The organism is Clostridia bacterium, assembly GCA_035628995.1.
Lineage (GTDB): Bacteria > Bacillota > Clostridia > Lutisporales > Lutisporaceae > BRH-c25.
In genome coordinates this window covers 110396-129684 of the sequence record DASPIR010000030.1, presented here as the reverse complement: position 1 = coordinate 129684, position 19289 = coordinate 110396, and the positions used below count along the sequence as shown (strand labels likewise).

At 40.4% G+C, this 19289-nt stretch carries 9 protein-coding genes; 1 reads left to right on the top strand and 8 read right to left on the bottom strand.

Annotation, left to right across the window (positions count from 1 at the left end):
* Positions 1-58: 58 nt before the first annotated feature.
* The 4 genes from rfbA to VEB00_13980 form a co-directional block, all read right to left on the bottom strand.
* Positions 59-928, bottom strand: a complete 870-nt coding sequence (rfbA, locus tag VEB00_13995) for a glucose-1-phosphate thymidylyltransferase RfbA (protein HYF84129.1) — start codon at positions 926-928, stop codon at positions 59-61.
* Between the two features lie 96 nt (positions 929-1024).
* Complete coding sequence (rfbD, locus tag VEB00_13990) at positions 1025-1864, bottom strand: dTDP-4-dehydrorhamnose reductase (protein HYF84128.1); 840 nt, start codon at positions 1862-1864, stop codon at positions 1025-1027.
* A gap of 108 nt (positions 1865-1972) precedes the next feature.
* Positions 1973-4399, bottom strand: coding sequence for an O-antigen ligase family protein (locus tag VEB00_13985; GenBank protein ID HYF84127.1), 2427 nt, complete (start codon positions 4397-4399; stop codon positions 1973-1975).
* A 147-nt stretch (positions 4400-4546) separates the two neighbouring features.
* Entirely contained in the window at positions 4547-8251 is a 3705-nt protein-coding gene (locus VEB00_13980; GenBank protein HYF84126.1) for a hypothetical protein, read from the bottom strand.
* A 297-nt stretch (positions 8252-8548) separates the two neighbouring features.
* Here VEB00_13980 and VEB00_13975 point away from each other — a divergent pair, with 297 nt between their 5' ends.
* Entirely contained in the window at positions 8549-10981 is a 2433-nt protein-coding gene (locus VEB00_13975; protein ID HYF84125.1) for a hypothetical protein, read from the top strand.
* 59 nt (positions 10982-11040) lie between these two features.
* On the opposite strand, the gene VEB00_13970 is transcribed toward VEB00_13975, so the two are convergent.
* The 4 genes from VEB00_13970 to VEB00_13955 all read right to left on the bottom strand — a co-directional run bounded on the left by VEB00_13970 (position 11041) and on the right by VEB00_13955 (position 19188).
* Positions 11041-12651 (bottom strand): CTP synthase, encoded by a 1611-nt coding sequence (locus VEB00_13970; protein HYF84124.1) that lies wholly within the window; start codon positions 12649-12651, stop codon positions 11041-11043.
* Positions 12652-13042: 391 nt separating this feature from the next.
* On the bottom strand, positions 13043-14467 hold the full coding sequence (locus VEB00_13965) for a S41 family peptidase (GenBank protein ID HYF84123.1): 1425 nt from the start codon (positions 14465-14467) through the stop codon (positions 13043-13045).
* A 53-nt stretch (positions 14468-14520) separates the two neighbouring features.
* The gene (locus VEB00_13960; protein ID HYF84122.1) at positions 14521-16002 is read right to left on the bottom strand and encodes an S-layer homology domain-containing protein; all 1482 of its coding nucleotides are present in this window, start codon (positions 16000-16002) and stop codon (positions 14521-14523) included.
* A gap of 171 nt (positions 16003-16173) precedes the next feature.
* Positions 16174-19188 (bottom strand): S-layer homology domain-containing protein, encoded by a 3015-nt coding sequence (locus tag VEB00_13955; protein HYF84121.1) that lies wholly within the window; start codon positions 19186-19188, stop codon positions 16174-16176.
* Between the last annotated feature and the right edge of the window lie 101 nt (positions 19189-19289).

The window sequence follows — 19289 nt, the reverse complement described above, 5'->3', positions numbered from 1 at the left end:
AGTAAGATGCCAATCCTAAGCTCCACTAATCTATTTCTTTGATAGTTGTTTCCCGTCTTTATACACCTTCTGCGATGCTTATGAGATATTTCCCATAATCCGTCTTTTCAAGCAAACTAGCTACATCTAGCAACTGTTCTTTTGAGATATATCCCTTCCTGTATGCAATCTCCTCTATACAAGCTACATACAACCCCTGTCTGTTCTGAACCGCTTCTACAAAGTTGCTCGCTTCCAATAGTCCTCTGTGAGTTCCCGTATCAAGCCATGCCATGCCTCTACCGAACAATTCCACTTTAAGCTGCCCTCTTCTTAAGTACTCATTGTTTACAGAAGTTATCTCAATTTCACCTCGTGCTGAAGGTTTTACATTCTTAGCAATATCAATTACGCTATTATCATAGAAATATAAGCCCGGAACTGCATAGCTGGATTTGGGCTGCTCCGGCTTTTCTTCTATAGAAACTGCATTATTGCTTTTATCAAACTCAACTACCCCAAATTCTCCGGGGTTCTTTACGTAATAACCGAATATAGTAGCTCCGTTTTCTCTATCAACAGCTCTTTTAAGAATCTCTGAAAAGCTCTGCCCATAGAATATATTGTCTCCTAGAATCAAACAAACTTTATCACTGCCTATAAATTTTTCCCCAACAATGAAAGCATCTGCAAGTCCTCTAGGATGCTCTTGAATTTCATATGAAAGATTAATACCTATTTGATTTCCATCACCTAATAGCTCTTTATATGTTCCAATATCCCTTGGAGTAGAAATTAGAAGTATATCTCTAATGCCAGCCAGCATTAGTACCGACAAAGGGTAGTATATCATAGGCTTGTCATAGATAGGAAGTATCTGTTTTGAAACTGATTTTGTTATTGGGTAAAGCCTTGTCCCGGCGCCCCCCGCAAGTATTATACCTTTCATTTCATAATCCCCCTAATAATCATTTGTTTTTAATTGGTATCGTATCTCTTTAAGTCTAAGATCCTTCGCTTAGCTCAGGATGACATATTCCAGTAGTTATAATTTAGTGATATACTCTGCAACAGCTTCCTTATATGACCTCAACTCTTCAAACCCATTGAGCTTCCAGTAAAACTTTTCTAGTCTGGAGTTCCTTGGTCTAGGTGCCGGTCTGCCAAGAGTTTCAGTTGTTATAGCCTCCAGGTTCATATGATCTATACCTGCAAACTTGAATATCTCTCTGGCAAAGTCAAACCACGAGCAATATCCACTGTTTGTAATATGATATATCCCATAACGTTCGCTCATTATTAACTCATTTATAGCTTCAGCAAGGTCAGGCGTATATGTTGGTGATCCTATCTGGTCATTTACTATATTCAGTGTATCCTTTGTCTTTGAAAGCTCCAGCATAGTTTTCACAAAGTTTTTTCCATTATTGCCAAAAAGCCATGAGGTTCTTATAATATAAAATCTCCCTTTTAATGATTTTATGAAATTCTCCCCCTCAAGCTTGCTTTTCCCATATATACTTAAAGGGTTAACTGTATCATATTCAAAGTAGGGCGAATCCTTAGTACCGTCATAAACATAGTCGGTACTAATATAGGCTACTGAGGCATTTACCTCATTGGCGGCTAAAGCTATGTTTCTTGTACCTAGGGCATTAATCACAAAAGCTTTATCAATATTACTCTCACAACCATCAACATCAGTAAAGGCAGCAGAGTGGATTATCACATCCGGTTTAATATGCTTGATATAATCCTGTGTTTCTTTCAGACTTGTTATATCAAAGTCTTCAGAGCACGTGCCTACTACTTCATGCGTACTGCTGCAAGCCTTCACTAAATCCGAGCCTAGCATACCGGTACAGCCGGTAATCAAAACTTTCATAGCCGCTCTCCTCACTATTGCTAATAATCATCAAATAAATAGCAAGCATTTGTTTTATTCTACTTTTAATGATAAAAATCCTGCACAATGAACCAACATATACCTATACTACTTAGTTTTTTGTTCTAATTCCGGCTTTAGTTCTTTAGCATTACTAATAAGTGACTTGGTCTTTTCAGTAAGCTCAAAGGGTGTAAGTACACGTTTGTTTACATTTATATAATGCTCTTCTGTGTTAATAATATTTGTACAGTATTCAAGCGCCTTCTTATAGTCTTTATTCTTCATAAATATTGACATAATATTGGTGCCAATAGACACCTTCGATTCATAGTTCTGCGGGTCTAAGGGTTGAAGTTCGATCGCTCTGTCCATGATTCCATTGGCCTCATCCAGGTACCCATGCTTTAAGTAGAAGCTAAGCATCGTTTGGTAATACTTCACTTTATATGGGTCTATTCTTTCAAGGTTTAAATAGTTTTCATATGCATTTGTTATCTTACTCTTATCTTTATCTTTTTCACCTTCATACGCCAGTAATTGATTGTAATTAACTATATTATTTGGATTATAGAAGTCTTTCTTTATAGATTTTTCAATATATTCCTTTGCTTTACCTATGTCTGTATCCATTAGTTTAGCGCCTCTGTCACCATCAATTAATCCGGAATAGTTAGATGATGATACTAATAGCACAACCACAGCTAGTACAGCACCTATATAGGTGCTTATGTTTGTCCGGCCAGATTTGATCGTCATTACCTCCTGCTGATTTGTAAAGCTTGATAACAGCCCTAGAAGCGCAAATAGCAGCAGTAATATTGCATAGTAAGATAAATCAAAGTCAATTAAAGCATGCGCAAGAAGGGCGAATGTAGCAATGAAAACACTTATTATTATATTTCTGTTTGCTTCATCTTTCCTATAGACTTTATAAGATGCTGCTGTAATAATAACCAGCAGTGCGATTACTGAGACAATACCAAGAACACCCGATTCAATGGCAGTCTGAAGGTAATAGTTATGTGCTTCATTTGAACTATACCTATATGATTGATACTTAGGATATAATATCCTCCAGCCCTTTGCCCCTGTACCAACGAACATATAGTCCTTAAACATCTCAATACCATCTTTTACGAATACTAGTCTCTCAGATGAGCTTTCTGTCTTCAAGCTTATTTCATTAATCTTCTTAGCTATATCATCTGGTATAAACCTATAGTTCAACTTTACATTCTCTATAAGCTGCCCAGTGGATTTCTCCTTGATTGTAAACTTATCTACTTGAATATCATTTCCTTGTGTGCCTACCCCGATGTTGAGTACTATGTAACTTGTAGTTTCCAAGGTATTAAATTCAATCTGCATATCCTTATCTTCATTTATTTCTAACTGATTGTTATAAATGTTTGTCTTGACCCTTGCACCATCAATACTGTCAATTGACACAGCCATCCGCGAATCTATCCCATTGCCGCTTTCGGCATTTATTGTGGCTATATAGGAGCTGGCCGGTTTAATCTGAAATATTTGATATTCACTTATAGGCAGCGCATTTGACAGCTGTAAAGGCATTGTAATGTTAAATGCAGCTATAACTGCCACGACTGCGACTGCGAAAATGCCCATGAGTGTTTTGCCTATATATCTTTCGTTTATTCTCTCCAGATACTTTTCTAATAGGACAGCCAGGTATCCAAAGGCGGCAGAAGCTAATACAAATAAAGCGTAAATAGACAGGAACCCACTTTTACTTATAAAAGTGTCATAAACCTTGTTATATGCCGCAAATGCCAATATACCGCATAATGCCGAGTATAAGATCAGCTTGAGCCTGTCTCTTCCCCTAAGCAGGATTAAAGCTAATAACCATGCCGCCATCATGGAAAGCATGCCACCCCTTGACCTTGTTTCCATGAAAGTGAGAAATATAGTCGCAGCAGATACTATGTATAATGCCTTTACATGCTTGTTCTTTATATTAAGTATCATAATAATATTAAGTAGAAAAACTGCACTAAGTACAGCAGCTGTAGCATTAGGATACTGATATAGCCCGTTTAGCCTTTGACCCCATCCGAATATTCCATTTATCTTTACTATATCTGCTGACCCAAGCATTGATACTAGGGATATAAGAAAGCCTGAGAATATCAAGACATTCAGAAGCCATTGTCTAAGCTTACTATTTTTTGCTGCATGGTAAGCTATCTTATAAAACATGAAGGCTGCTGCATACTTCAGCAAACCATCCAGGCTATCCATTTTAGATATGCCAAATATGAAAGATATAAAATAGGCGGTAACTAAACCCAGAATAGCAATATCCATAAAGTTCTCAAAAATGCGGAGTCTCTTATAAATCATTAGGGCTGACATGAGCAAAAATAGCAATGAAGTTACAATAACTGCCGGCAAATAGTTTTCCCTAAAAAACAGCCCTCTATAAAACGGAATGACTACAATGATAATAGATACAAGTGCGAGAAGAGTATAATCCAAGGGGTTGATCTTTTCTTTCAGTTCATTCATTTCATACACCTCAACTTAGTTAATTGACATTCTATTCAATATATATACATATTATACAATAAAACGACAGCAGATATAATACAAATACAAATTTGTGCAGAAAAAAAGAAGGATAAGCTTTCGCTCATCCTTCTTAATGGTCTGAGATTATCTCAAATCTTCCAGGTCGAAGTTTGGCAAGTAGAAGAGTACTACGTTGCCTCTCATAACAAGTATTTCAACTTCTCCACTGATTGTTGCAGCATCTATAACAGCTTCTTCGTTTGCGTCAACTTCTGCAGCTGCGTTAGTATTGCCAAGAACTACAACTAAGTCGTTTTCTTCCATATCATCAAAGTCAAATTCGAAGAGTTCATCGCCTTCAACTGCGACATTTGCACCGTCATCATAGTCTACATCGATGTCATTTTCAACTACGCCTTCGAATTCATATTCCATACCGTTGATTGTTACTTTGTAGTCATTATCAACAGCAAGTACGGATGTTGGTATATCATCGTAAGTAGCTACTGTAACTGTACCAGCTACAAATAAGAACTCGTCAGTTTCGTCAGTTTCAGCTGTAGCAAATGAGGTTAAATATACGTCCTGTGTAGCAACTGTAACATCTGCACTTGTATATACCTTAAACTTAGTACCGTTTACAACCTTAACACCAGTAATGTAAGCATCAGTACCTACTACATCAGTTCCTGCGAAGTCATATACTCCGTCATCATTTTCGTCTTCCCCAGTCTCAGCATCCATTTCATTTCCTGTAAGATCCTTAGGAAGATCTGTTACGATGAGAGTATACACCATGTCGGACTCGAATATTTCATTAGTAAGTGTTAATGTTACTACGTTATCGTCAAGTTCTGGAGTACCGATAGTCATATCCTGCATATCGCCATCTTCATCTTCGTATGCGATTATCCAAGAACCTGCATCTTCCAGGTCTTCGCTGAAGGTAATATCTACTGTTGTTCTATCAGTTGCTTTTACTGATTCAATGAATGGCTCGTCTTCATCTTCAAGTTCAACTTCAAGATATGTTGCTGAATTAGCAGTTCCAGCTTCATTTTTATCAGTGTCAGCTACAGGTTCTCCGTGGAAGCCCACAAGCATGTTGTCAAGTATGAGGTATATCTCGTCATCAACTTCCAACTCATCGTCTGATGTAAGAGTTACCAATGTCTTGTCATCATCATCAACTTCGATAGTGAAGTCATATCCACCATCAGAAACTTGATCTAAAAGTGAGTTAATGAGTCTAACCTTTGCACTGTACTGGAGTTCGAAAGTGAATACATCTGTCTGATCCCATGTATCCAATTCGATAGCATCAACTGGTTCGTCTGATGCTGAGAATTCGATACCATCTTCGTCTACATCAGCAGCGTTTCCAGCCAGGTCAACAGCAGTTGTGCTAACCAGTTCTACATCTTTATCATCTAAAAATGCAGGTACTGTGAACTCAAGAACTGTATCATCTTCGTCACCTGATACTGCATATGTTCCAAATACGTTTCCACCAACTGTTGCACCATTGATGTCTATTTCAATTTCCAAGCCACCAACAGCCGTATATGCTGCTGGGTCAACTTCCATAGCTTCGTTGAATGTTACAACTACTATAGTGCTGAAATCGGATTCAATTTCATCAATTTCAGGAGCTTCTGTGTCGTTTTCAGTTGATGCAACAACAACATCAGCAGTTAAGTCAACAATCTCATTACCAGCTATGTCCGTAACTCCGTTTATTGTTATTTCATATTCTGCATTAGCATCCATTTCTTCTGTTGTCAATGTTACTGTGTTGTCTTCGTCGTCATAGGAAGCTTTACTTGGAGTTCCAATGTCGCCGTCGATTTCGTAGTTAGCTACGTCTTCAGCAGTAGCTTCAACAAGATCTTTGTACTGGAAGTGAAGTACTATTTCAGTGTCACTTGTAGCTTCTGCTCTAAGAAGTCCAGCAACTCTTGCTACGTCTTCCTTATCATAAGTTTCCTGATCGTCTTCTGGCTTATCCATTACATTGCCATACTCGTCAGCGATATTTTCTACAGTAATTTCATATCTGCTTTCTTCACCAAGATCGCTTACTGTAAGTCTAACAACCATATTGTCAGCATCATCTGCATCTGCAAGTTCAGCCTTTTCAACTACTACATCATTATCGAATTCATAGTTGTTTATATCAAGAATTGAAGTAGTATCCAATCTGCTGTCATCATCAAACTCAACATCTACTAAATTCTTGGAAAGATATTCCATTCCAACTAATTCAGGAGCATCTTCATCTACATCTTCACCGTAGAGGTTAATTGTCTCTTCTTTAGCCATCTTGTTAGCAAGAACTGAAGTGTCAACTATGTTGCTAACATGAAGTTCATACTTCTGGTTGTTCTTCTGTGGAACTGTTGTAAGTTCTACTCTCAAATCATTGTCATCAAATTCTACTAACTTAGCAGCAGTGATTTCGAGAGTGTTTGTAGTATTGCCGATTTCGAGCTTGTAGTTAGCTAAGTTTTCAGCGCTTTCCTTTGTAAGCTCATTATCATCAGTAAATGTAACAACTATTCTTGTGTTTGTATCAACAAAAGTATTGTCATTATCAGTATCGAGCCTTGGAGCTTTCTTATCAGACTTAGCAACGAAGTTCATGCTGTCTGATTTCATAGTAACAGCGTCAATGCTCTTTACGTTTGTAACTGCAACCTTGTAAGTTTTGCTAGCAACAAGACCTTTTGTAGTAAGTTCTACAGCGTCTCTTGCGCCATCAGCATCATCCCAAGCTATGCTCTCAATTGTTACGCCTTCTATTGCATAGTTAGCTTTGTCAAGAGCTGTAGCAAGATCCATGCTAGTTGTGAATGTAACAACTACTCTTTCTGTGTCAGCACTGTCTACATCATCAATTTCAGGAGCACTGCTGTCCTTTGCAATACCTGCAAAGTTCTTTGATGCACCAGCTACTGTGAGTGTATAAGCCTTACCAGCTGTAAGAGCTGGTGTTTCAAGAACTACTAATTCAGTTCCGTCAAGAACAGCTGCCTTAACTTCTACTGCTGTAGTTGTTCCTTTTTCAACAACTTTGTAGTTAGCTACGTTTTCAGCAAATGCTTTTTCAACATCGCCGTCAAACTCAACCAATACTGAGCTGTTACCTAATGTTGAAACTGAATCCAATTTAGCTGCTGTAGTTGTTAATACATCAGTATAAAGGCCAGCTGCAACTGCTTTAGCTTTGTCAACTTTGCCAGCTTCTACGAGTGTAGCAACAAGAGTCTTGCCGCCATCCTTCATGTTAGCATTTAAAGTTTCAACTGTAGCTGTAGCAAGGTCATTAACTGTGAAATTAGTAACTGCTGCTACCTTTGTAAGACCCTTGCTGGCTGCGAATGTAACTACATCAGCATAAGCAAAATCGCCTACAACTTCAGCTGTGTTCTGCTTGTAACCAAGAGCTTCAAGCATTACTTTGTAGTAAGCCTGAGCTGTCATAAGACCTGATGGGTTGAAGCTTCCGTCAGGATTACCACCCCAGCCGAGCTGTGGGTTAGCTTTCAAGTAAGCAAGTAAATTGCTGCCTTCTGCCCAAGCTATGTTTCCATCTGTGAAATTAGCTTCGCCTGGGAAAGCCAGAGCGTCTGCTTCAAGACCCCTAAGTCTTAAAACCATAACCGCTGCCTGTATTCTTGTTGGAGCAGTTGCAGTATAAGCTGCATCTACTGTACCGGTTGAACCTTTGAGCATTCCCAGATCTGAACAGATCTGAGCGTCTGCACCGATTGTGCCTTCAGCAAATGCTACTGTTATTGTTGAGAATACCATAGCAAGAGCTAAGACCAACGCGAGTGTCTTCTTCATTTAACCAACCTCCTCGATATGTAATAATTTTTATAGCACCCTGTAAAGGGACTGCTACCTATTTCACATTATAGCAACACTTATATATAGAGTCAATGTGTGGGAATGATATGTAACAATACTGTAAAGAAAGTAAGTAGGATTTTCTGGCTTGAGATTCGAAGTACGGGGTTCGAGGACCTGCTATTCAAGGCGCGAAATTTGCGATAAGTAATTTATTTATATTTGCTGGCAAATATAGTATATTTATATTGTTACTAAAAAGCTTGATCACTTTGAGAGGGAGATGCCTTTATAATGAAAAGAAAAATGTTGGTATTGAGTCTTATATTGCTAACTGCATCTTATTTTACCATAACTGCCTGCTGTGATACAACAGCATCAACACTGAAATTGGATAGTTCTATTTACTCTGGCCTTGGTGACCATATGAATGTATCCGTAACAGCTCCAAGTTATAATTTATATAAAAATAAAACTGAACATATTGTGATCAAAGTATATAGCAGTGAGGATCCTACAGGCTTTTACGCGTATCTGCAAGAGGAAAATTTGAACTCAGACGTTTTTACATCTCAAATCTCTTTTAGTCTAAGCAAATCAAGTGCAACCGAGAGAGTAATCAAAATCAAAGATGGTGCTAAACTCTATGTGGAATTTGAAAAACAAACTTTTTCAGCTTCCTGGAAGATATATGATGCGGAAGTAAAACTTGATAGAACCTCCTATAGCGGACTAGGACTTCAGCCTATTATAACCTTGGATGATATTGACCTTAATCTAAACCCTAATATTAAGGAAGAAGCAACTGTTAATGTAAGTTCAACATCATATCCCAAGGGTTTTCCGGTTAAGCTTAAAGAAACCAAGCCAGACTCAGGAATATTCACAGGTAATTTCGGACTCAGGATGGATAAGGCTGACGATTCGTCCAAACTGCTTTTAATATCTTCCGAAGATACTATCACCGTTACATATAATGATGCGACTGGATTAACGGGAATTGCCAAAACTATAACGTGCGGCGCTATATGGAAACCATTCTCAGGTACTCTCCGTCTGAATAAAACCAGTTATCTTGGACTACATTCATTAGCTACAGTAACAGTCACTGATCAAGATATTAATCTCCGAAAGGATTATAAGGAAGTGGCTAGAGTAAGGCTTGTATCGAAATCTGACCCCCAAGGCTTCATAATACTTGCTACAGAAACTGGAGTAAACACAGGAACCTTCTCCGGCAGCTTCGGATTCAATGCAAGCTCGACAGAAAGTAGTAAGAAACTACTTAGGATTAATCCTTCCGATACAATTACTGCAACTTATACAGATGATAGAAATACATCAAACAAGGAATATGCAATAAATACAGCCACAGCCAGTTTTCAGTATGCAGAGGCCAGCATCTTGACTTCTGCTGATAATATTGAAGGCAGTGGCAATATGCTGGAGATTACGATAAATGATGCCGATGCCAACATGCCAAATATAAAGGATAATATAATAATTAAAGTCTCATCTGAGTCTAGTATCAAGGATACGTCATTATGGCTTGAAGAAACCGGCACCAATACTGGTATCTTCAAGGGAAAGCTTTATTTTACAGAAGAGGAAACAGAAGGACATATACTGCAAGTATATCCAACTGATGAAATAACAATAAAATATTTTGATAAAACTGCCCTTGACGGAAGCAGCAAGGAGGTTTCAAGGTCTATTAACTGGAAATATCTGAGTACTGTGATGAAATTCGATAAGCTAAATTACGTAGGATATAATACAGCAGCTAAAGTTACTCTGCAAAATATGGATTTGAATAAATCAAGAGAGAAGCTCGACAATGTTGATGTAAAGCTATATACTTCTACCGGCTCCCAGATTAGTCTTGAGTTATTGGAAACAGGCCTTGACTCAGGCGAGTTTACTGGCACTTTCTATTTTGGCAAATTCTCCAACTCCTCTGATAAAGTACTGAAAGCTGCTAATAATGATATAGTATATACCTCTTACACCCCAAAAAAAGATAAAAACAGCAAAGTTGAATGCTCTGCAATCTGGATTCCGCAAGATGGTCAGATTACTCTGGACAGACCGGAATATAAAGGAAATAGCTCTCCTGTCAGAATTACAGTAAAGGATTTTGATATAGGCAACAATATCAACGAAAAAGACGAGTTAAAAGTGACTGCGAAGATGCAAGGCAACGCAAGATATACCGCGGTCACCTTGACGGAGACAAATAAAAACACCGGAATATATACCGGTACTCTATATATTAATGGAAAGGGTTCTAATAATCCATCAATAGCCCTAAGTGCCACAGACCGCCTGGAAATAGTGTACACCGACAAGGATACAAAAAGTGGCAGCACCGAGTATCGGACGGCATATGCAACCTGGGGAGGCATATCTGTGCCTAAGCTCACATTGGATAAGGCAGCCTATAAAGGTTATGACACATATATGACAGTCAGCTTGAATGATTCTGACCAGAACAAGAGCACGACTGTCCGTGACAAGGTGGATGTGCTTGTGAGAGCAAAAAGCGGCAAGACCAATTTGGAATATACTCTTACCGAAACAGGCATCAACACTGGGATATTTACGGTTAAGCTTGCGTTTACCAAGGAGGCTCCTGCCTCTGCTAAAGTCCGTGTTGCAGATAAAGATGAGGTTACTGTGACTTTTAAAGCGAAAGAGGTAAGCGCCAAAGCTACTTTTGGAGAGTAGATACATTTGGTTCGAGGTTAATAGAAAAAGCTTTGGATTACTCCAAAGCTTTTATTTTTTTACTTCTTATTATATTCCAATGCTGCTTTTATGAATTCTCTGAATAGCGGCTGTGGTCTTTGTGGTCTGGATTTGAATTCCGGATGGAATTGGCAGCCCACGAACCATGGGTGATCCTTAAGTTCTACCATCTCTACCAGTCTTTCATCAGGTGAAAGTCCGCTAAGCAGCATTCCATGGGTCAGCACCTGGTCTCTGAACTGGTTGTTGAACTCATATCTATGTCTGTGTCTTTCGAATACCAACTCTTCGCCGTATGCTTCGTAGGCCTTTGTATTTTCCGCCACCTTGCAGGGATACAGTCCGAGTCTCATTGTGCCGCCCTTCTCGTCTATCTCTTCCTGCTCCGGCATAAGGTGTATTACTCCGTATGGAGTGTTCTCATCAAGCTCGGTGCTGTGAGCATCCTTAAGATTCAGAACATTTCTGGCATACTCTATAACTGCCACCTGCATTCCAAGACATATTCCGAAGTATGGTACCTTGTGCTCTCTGGCATGCTTGGCTACGAGTATCTTGCCCTCTATGCCTCTGTGTCCGAAGCCTCCTGGCACCAGCACTCCGTCAACTCCATTCATGTACTCGTTTACGTTTTCTTCAAGAACTTCCTCTGAATGAATCCACCTTATATCTATCTCCGCATCATTGGCTATACCTGCATGCCTCAAAGCTTCTGCCACTGACATATAGGCATCGTGCAGCTCTACATATTTTCCTACAAGTGCGATTGTAACTTTATTTTTAAGATTTTTTATCTTATTGACCATTTCTATCCACTCTGTAAGTTCAGCTTTTCCGCATTTAAGCCCCAGCTTCTTTATTACGAGAGCGTCTAAACCTTCATTATGAAGCATCAATGGTACTTCATAAAGATTATCTGCATCCAGGTTCTGAACAACAGAGTCTCCCTCAAGGTTGCAAAACAGACCTATTTTATCCTTCAAATCAACTGAAATCGGCTGTTCGGTTCTGCATACGATGATATCCGGCTGGATACCTATGCCCCTGAGCTCCTTCACGCTGTGCTGTGTAGGTTTTGTCTTAAGCTCTCCAGCTTTTGAAAGGTACGGTACTAATGTGACATGTAGAAAAAGCACATTTTCGCTTCCGACTTCATATTTGACCTGTCTTATTGCTTCAAGGAAAGGCAAGCTTTCTATGTCGCCTACTGTACCGCCTATTTCTGTTATAACCACATCTGGGCTTGATTCATTGGCAACCCTGTATATCCTTGATTTGATTTCGTTTGTTATATGAGGTATTACCTGTACTGTGCCGCCGAGGTAATCCCCTTTTCTTTCCTTGCTTATTACCGACCAATATATCTTTCCTGTGGTCACATTGCTGTTCTTTGTGAGATTGGTATCGGTAAACCTCTCGTAATGTCCCAAGTCCAGGTCTGTTTCTGCTCCATCATCTGTTACGAATACTTCTCCGTGCTGGTATGGTGACATTGTTCCCGGGTCAAAGTTCAGGTATGGATCCATCTTCTGCAAGCTTACCCTCAGTCCGCGGCTTTTAAGAAGCCTTCCCAGCGATGCAGCAGTTATGCCTTTCCCTAGAGATGAAACAACGCCTCCGGTGACAAAGATATATTTAGTATGAGACAATTCTGTATACCTCCTTTATATAATCAATAATTTATGTAAATAATTAAATGTTAATTCGGGTTGCGCGTTTCGCGTTACGAGTTGCGCATTTTGTGCTATCAGTAATTCTATATATATCCACAGCTATATCTTTTGCAATTTGCCATATTTTCAATTCCTTAAAATTGGTCTTGCTCATATATTTACTCCTGATACTATAAAATTTCTCATAACTTATATATTATACTTAATTATTATAATATAAATCAACAAAAAACTACAAGAAGGTTAAAACTTTTTAACCTTCTTGTTTTTATGGTTGAATTACACTGTATTATTGATTAAGTACTTCTATACAATCTCCAACTCTAAGCTAAATCGCGAAACGCGAAACTCGTAACGCGTAACCACCTTATTGCCCAGCTTCTAACATCTTCTTCATCTCAGCCATTGCTCTGTCGAGCTGGGGATCGCCTTTGCTCAGTTTTTCTTCAAACTTGCTCTGGAGAGTTTTGAGGTCGTCAGCGTCTATGGAAGCATCCAGTTTGAGACTATTATCCTTCTGGAACTTCAGCAGTGCTGTCTTTGTCATTTCGCCGAAAATACCGTCCTGCTTCTTTATATCATACCCTATGGCGTTCAGCCTCTGTTGCACTCCCAGCACATCAAGGCCTATGATTCCGCTTTTTATGCTTCTGTCGCCTTTTATTGGAGCATACTCAGCAGCTGCACCTGCAGCACTGGCTTTCACTTCAATATCAGGTGTGATTCCTATGCCGTCAAGAGAGAAACCGCTTGGAGTCAGATAGTTGGCTATAGTAAGCTTCACTCCGCCACCGCCCTGGACTCGCATTGTCTGCTGTACTGTGCCTTTGCCGTAGGTTTTTTCTCCCACAAGTATTCCCGTTTTGCTGTCTTTTATAGCGCCGGCCATTATTTCAGAGGCTGATGCGCTTCCTCCGTTAGTGAGCACTACCAGCTTGAAGGGTGCTTTATCAAGCTCAGATTCATATGTTTCAACTATTTCATTTTTGACCTGTATCTTGACTATCGGTCCTTTAGGTATCAACAGCTTGCACACTTCTATCACCTGGTCCAGAAGTCCTCCGGGATTTCCTCTGAGGTCTATGACAACACCCTTTACTCCTTTTTCGCTAAACTCATCTACTGCGTTTGCGAAATTGTCGTAGATGCTCTCTGAAAACTCACTGATTCGTATGTAGCCTATATTTCCTTCCTTTATCTCATACTTCACAGGATTTAACACGATAAGCTCCCTGACGAATTCAAAGTTAATTGTATCCTTTACTCCATCCCTTTTTACACCTATCTTTACTGTTGTACCTTCCTCGCCTCGTATGAGTTTTGCTGCCTTATCAGGTGTATATCCGGATATATCTACTCCGTCGACACTGATAATTTTGTCTCCGGTTTTCAAGCCAGCTTTGTATGCCGGTGTTCCTTCAATAGGAGCAACTACAGTTATTCTTTCATCTCGCCTTTCAATCTGTACACCGATACCTACGATTTCACCTTTTATGTCGCTCATGAATTCGCTGTAATCTTCAGGATTGAAATAGGTGCTGTGAGAGTCCAGGGTTTCAAACATCCCTTTAATGGCACCCTCTAAGAGGTCTTCCTCCTTCACGTCCTTATAATATTCGTCCTTTATTATGTCCATCATCATTTCTATCTTCTGAGCAGCTTCAGATTTCTCCTCGCCTTCAGGCCCAGGTACTGTAAATGTAAAGCTGGTATCTGCCATTACCGGGGTTGTTAAAAGTATAAAAATTAATACCAATGGTAAGAAATTTTTGAAAAAGCTCTTCTTATTCATTAACCCACTACTCCTATCATTTATTATATTGTGCGGGAGAACACTGTTCTCCCCTACCTGCCGAAGTTAATCATGTCTTCTCTGTAGCCTTGTCTGATATCGTATTGCAGGTATCTTATAAACCTGTTTATCATTGCAGCACATTCTGCCCTGGTCAGCATTTTGTTGGGTTCAATCTCATTGTCCGCGTTTCCGGTGATTATCCCCATCCTGTGAGCTATATTTATCGGCTTCTTCGCCCACAGCTGTACGCTGGCGTCATCCTTGAAGGAAGTGGCTGTACCGCTTTCAGTCGATGAATTCTCCAGTCCAAGTGCTCTGACAATTATTGCTGCAGCTTGAGCCTTGGTCAGGTACTCATCCGGCCCAAACCTGTTCTTGCTTATGCCCTCCATAGCCCCTGAACTTGCAATTTTACTGATGTATTCATAGTATGGGTGGTTTTTGTCCACATCTGTATAATACTGCTCGAAGGCAACGGGTTTTGTCTGCTTTACCATTGGTCCGTTCATGTCAGATACCTTAACAATTGCCTTGGCAAACTCCCCTCTGCTCATGAAGCTCAAAGGTCGGTAGTAGTCTGCCCCTGACATGCTTATTATTCCCAGTGAGGTTACCCTTTTGATATCCTCAGCTGCCCAGTAGCTTGCCGATATATCCTTGATATTATTTGAAAGCAGTCTTGTCTGCACCGGCATGGTTACAAGCTTGTAGCTGTTCTTCCCCTTATTCCTTGCAGTTGTCGGTATACCTGCATTAAGCTTCGGCACATCAAACACGTAGGATACTATGTTTTCCTCGCCTTCCTTCAGTATGTAGCCCCCTGCGAAGCTTATGTCCTGAGGTCCGCTGGATACATATTGAATAGCTTTAACTGAGGAATTGGATACAGCATATTCAACTGTTCCAAAAGCCTCCTTGTAGACAGAAGCGCTTACAGCGTCCTTGTATCTATAGGTTACTGAGTGCTTGATAATAGCTGTCTCTGTTGAGCTCCAGTAGTTGTTATAGCCATACAAGTGCGAATTTATATCAACTACTATTTCTCCTTGATCGCCATTTCGTAAGTAAACCTTTCTTCCATTCCAGTCAGAATTCAGATACCTTATTACGTCTCTGCCATCTGTGTTCCCTGATCGGCTGAAAAGGTACTCCTTCATCTCAAAGGTATTGCTTCCTATTTGTATTGTCTCGGAAAACTTCGGATCAATAGAGGTACTGTAAGTTGACTGGTTTTCCAAAACATCACTGCTGGTGGAGTTCAAAAATGTCACTTTCCTCGTAAGCGCAGCAGCCTTTTGAGTATTGGCAAGCTTGTACTCCAATGTGGTCTTTGTACCCTTGTTGTCCCCGCTGATTTTTATTATGCCTTCCAGTATTATTGGCTCTCCAGACAAGAATACTGTCTCAGAGTATTTGAGTTCTCCCTTCTTAGGAGTGATGTCCCCGCTTATTCCGGGTTCATAGCCGGGAGCAGCATAGGCGAATATGCATAGTGTATAAATAAATATAGCTGCGATTGTAAATTTCTTCATAAGTACCACCTCAATAAATACTTTTGGTTCGTGGTTCGTGGTTCGCGGTTCGGGGTTCGCGGTTCGTGGTTTAAGTCTCGCTTCGAAGAGGTCAGGCGAACACTGTTCGCCCCTACAGCGGACGCCCAATGGGCGCCCCTACCTCTCGTACCTCGTACCTCGCACCAGCCTTTAATCTTCTACCAGCATAAACAGTGCGTAGCCATCTTGGGACATTATATAGGCATTATCATCCGCATCAAGCTCTGACATGCTTATGACCTTTCCATCCTTCAGTATTACAACCTTCTCCATACCCATCGGGATATCGGCCATAACCGGATTCCACTTTCCATATACTGTACTATAATCTCTTGCATTCTTTATGACAACTACTTTGTTGCCTGCATCAATTGTTTTCAGCTGCCCTGCAAAAAGTCTCTCCGTAAATACCTTATCCTCTTTAAAGGATTCCTTGTCCTTCTTCATTATGTTAATGGCGTGAGTATTACCCTCTCTGTCTGTCACCGCATACATGAAGAAGTGCTCATGGAACTTGGAGTTCCCTCTGTATTTGTCATAATAATAATGATATTCATCATCCTCATGAAAATCCATGTCCTTACCGGCTGTTTTATAGTTAGGCCATGTATATGTGTACGGCTTGAACCTGCTCTCCGCAAACTTATCAGCTGTAATTGGACCTTCAACTATCACATTGTCGTATACATAGGTCTCATTGCTCAATAGGAAGGTCGGCTCTGCTGATTCTGTCCACTCATTATTGGTTAGAGTGTAGGAGTTTTCTATAGAATAATAGTCCTCTCCCATGTTATGCAGATATCCCTTTGTAATATTGTAATTGCTAAAGCCATTAAAGCTGTCCAGGCTTATAATCGGAGCGCTGCCGACGCCCATCACCGACCTGTTCTGTATCACAAAAGCCCCTGAGTCCTTAGCCAGATATAGGGAGTCTAAAAGCCTTCCATCCTTTATTATAATAGAGCCATCATTGAAATTAATTGCTCTTCCGTCTGACAGTGTTAGCTGCTTGGTGGTCCACTTCACATCAGAAATGCTTTTATTTATTGCGTCTTCATAGCCATCTTTAAGTACTGCTTTTACAAGCTCTTCTGTACCATAATCCTTCTTGGATACCGCGTATATGGTCTTTCCTATATAATCCTTCAGCTTGTCCAAGCTAATCTTGGTATCCTTGTCATATATGTCGATTTCAGCATTCAGCTTATACCTAATATAGCCGTCCTTCTTAATCCAGTCATAATATCCGTAGGAGGATACATTGGACAGCACTATTTCTCCCGTTTCTATAGCAACATCCTTGATATCGCCTTTGTATACCTTTTCAATCTGCACACCTTCACCCTGCACTTCCATGCGGGCTATGTGCTTGTCATTGGCAGTGTCCACTTCAATCTTCACCCTGTCCCCCTGCCTGAGTACCGAGGCGCTTACCGACTGCTTATCCTTTATTATAGGAGTATTCCTGTCAATTGTGTATAAAGCAGGGTTTTCAGGGTTATCGTCAGTGAGCAGGGTAATTCCATCATCCGATATATCCCTTACTTTTGCTGTAAGGACAACCCGCCTGTTGGGATCCTCCTCCAGAACATCTGTATATATCTTAACTTCATGTACTTTCCCATTGAAAATCCTTACTACTGCATCCTGATCAAAGCCTATGGAACTGATATCCTGCAACTCTCCGTTTACATATATCGCTGCCGTATCAGCCAATTCAAGATACTGCTTGTTGTCGTATTCATCAGCTACCTTTATCACATTTCCCATTGTATCTGCAAAAAGTATCCTCACCGGTGTCTCTTTGCCGCTTATCAGCTCCGGCGCCGTATCCACGCTCAGGGATTTCAAAATATTGTTTGCAAATACTGCTTTTGCAGGACTGTTGGGCTCCAATCTGCCTATATCTACCGACTCCTTCTGCACCAGAATCGCTGAGTCAGGCATCACCTTAAGGAAGTACATGTTGTTGTTCTTATCCCCCACCTGGACTGTATTCTGCTGTGGGTCATACACTACAAAGGTGCCGTCAACCTCCTTCAGCTCCGCAGCGTGCAAAAGGATTGCCTTCTTATCCTTATTCAAGGTGTATTCTACTATGTCACCCTCAGTAATCAGTGACTCGGTGCCAATCTTTCCGTTTTTGATTACCGGTACTGTCTCCTGACTTATGGAACTCCTTGTATTTCTTTTCTGTATGCTTATGCCAATATTCTCCGAAGTTGGTGTTTCAATGTTTATACTAGTGGTATATGTATCTGATACTGCTGCAACATCCCTTGCCATGGATATGCTGGTAACCTTGCCGTAGCCTGCTGTGTAACCCAGCTTGTCAAGAGACTGATCCACCACCATATTCATTATGGTTGCCATTTCTCCCCTGCTTATAGTTCCTTTGGGAGAAAAAGCTGTTGCCGATGTACCTTTCATAATGCCTTTTTTAAGAACTGCTTCAATATAGGGTAAGTTCTCCGTCTTTATAGATGTCCAATCATTATAGTTATAAACTGTCGTTATATCTTCGCCTGCAACCGGCCCAAGACCTAAGGCTCTTGCTATCCAAAGGGCTGCTTCCTCACGGTTTGCAGGTGATGTATAAGCTTTTTGGAAAGTTTTCTTATCTGCCAACTGCTTCTCCAATTGATTTTTCTGAGCCATGGTCATTTTCCAGTTCTCTTTCACTGCTTTAGCGACTTCCGCTTTTATTTGTGCAGCCTCTTCCGTATTAAGTGCCGATAATGATGCTATTTCACTCTGATTAATTATACCGCTGCTTTTTGCAACTTCAATATGTCCCATTAAGTATGTATTTACCGGGGTAAGCGTAGGATCGGCAAGCTTTAGCCTTTCTCCCTGCTTTACTGCCTCCTCCTGTCTCCCTGTAGCCCTTACCAGAGCCGCAAGCACATCCTGCTTGACAGCTGCCTGGTTCGGTCTGTACATGTTGGCGCCGTACTCCCTGACTATTGAATATATACTCATCTTCATTATATTGTCGGCATTGGAATTCCCTGCAATATCATTAAAACTTGCATTCTTTACCAAAGCCTCCCCTGTTGTAATGCCGGTTGAGACTATATCCTCGCCATAAGCTGTCAGCGGCAGCAGGTTTGCAATTAGTGCAATTACTATTATGTATGCTGCTATAGATTTTTTTGCAAGCATTGGATCACATCCTTTAACTATTGGTTCGTGGTTCGTGGTTCGCGGTTCGCGGAGAACTTTTTTGCTCGTGCCTCGCACTTTAAGTAATGCCTTCGAAGCAT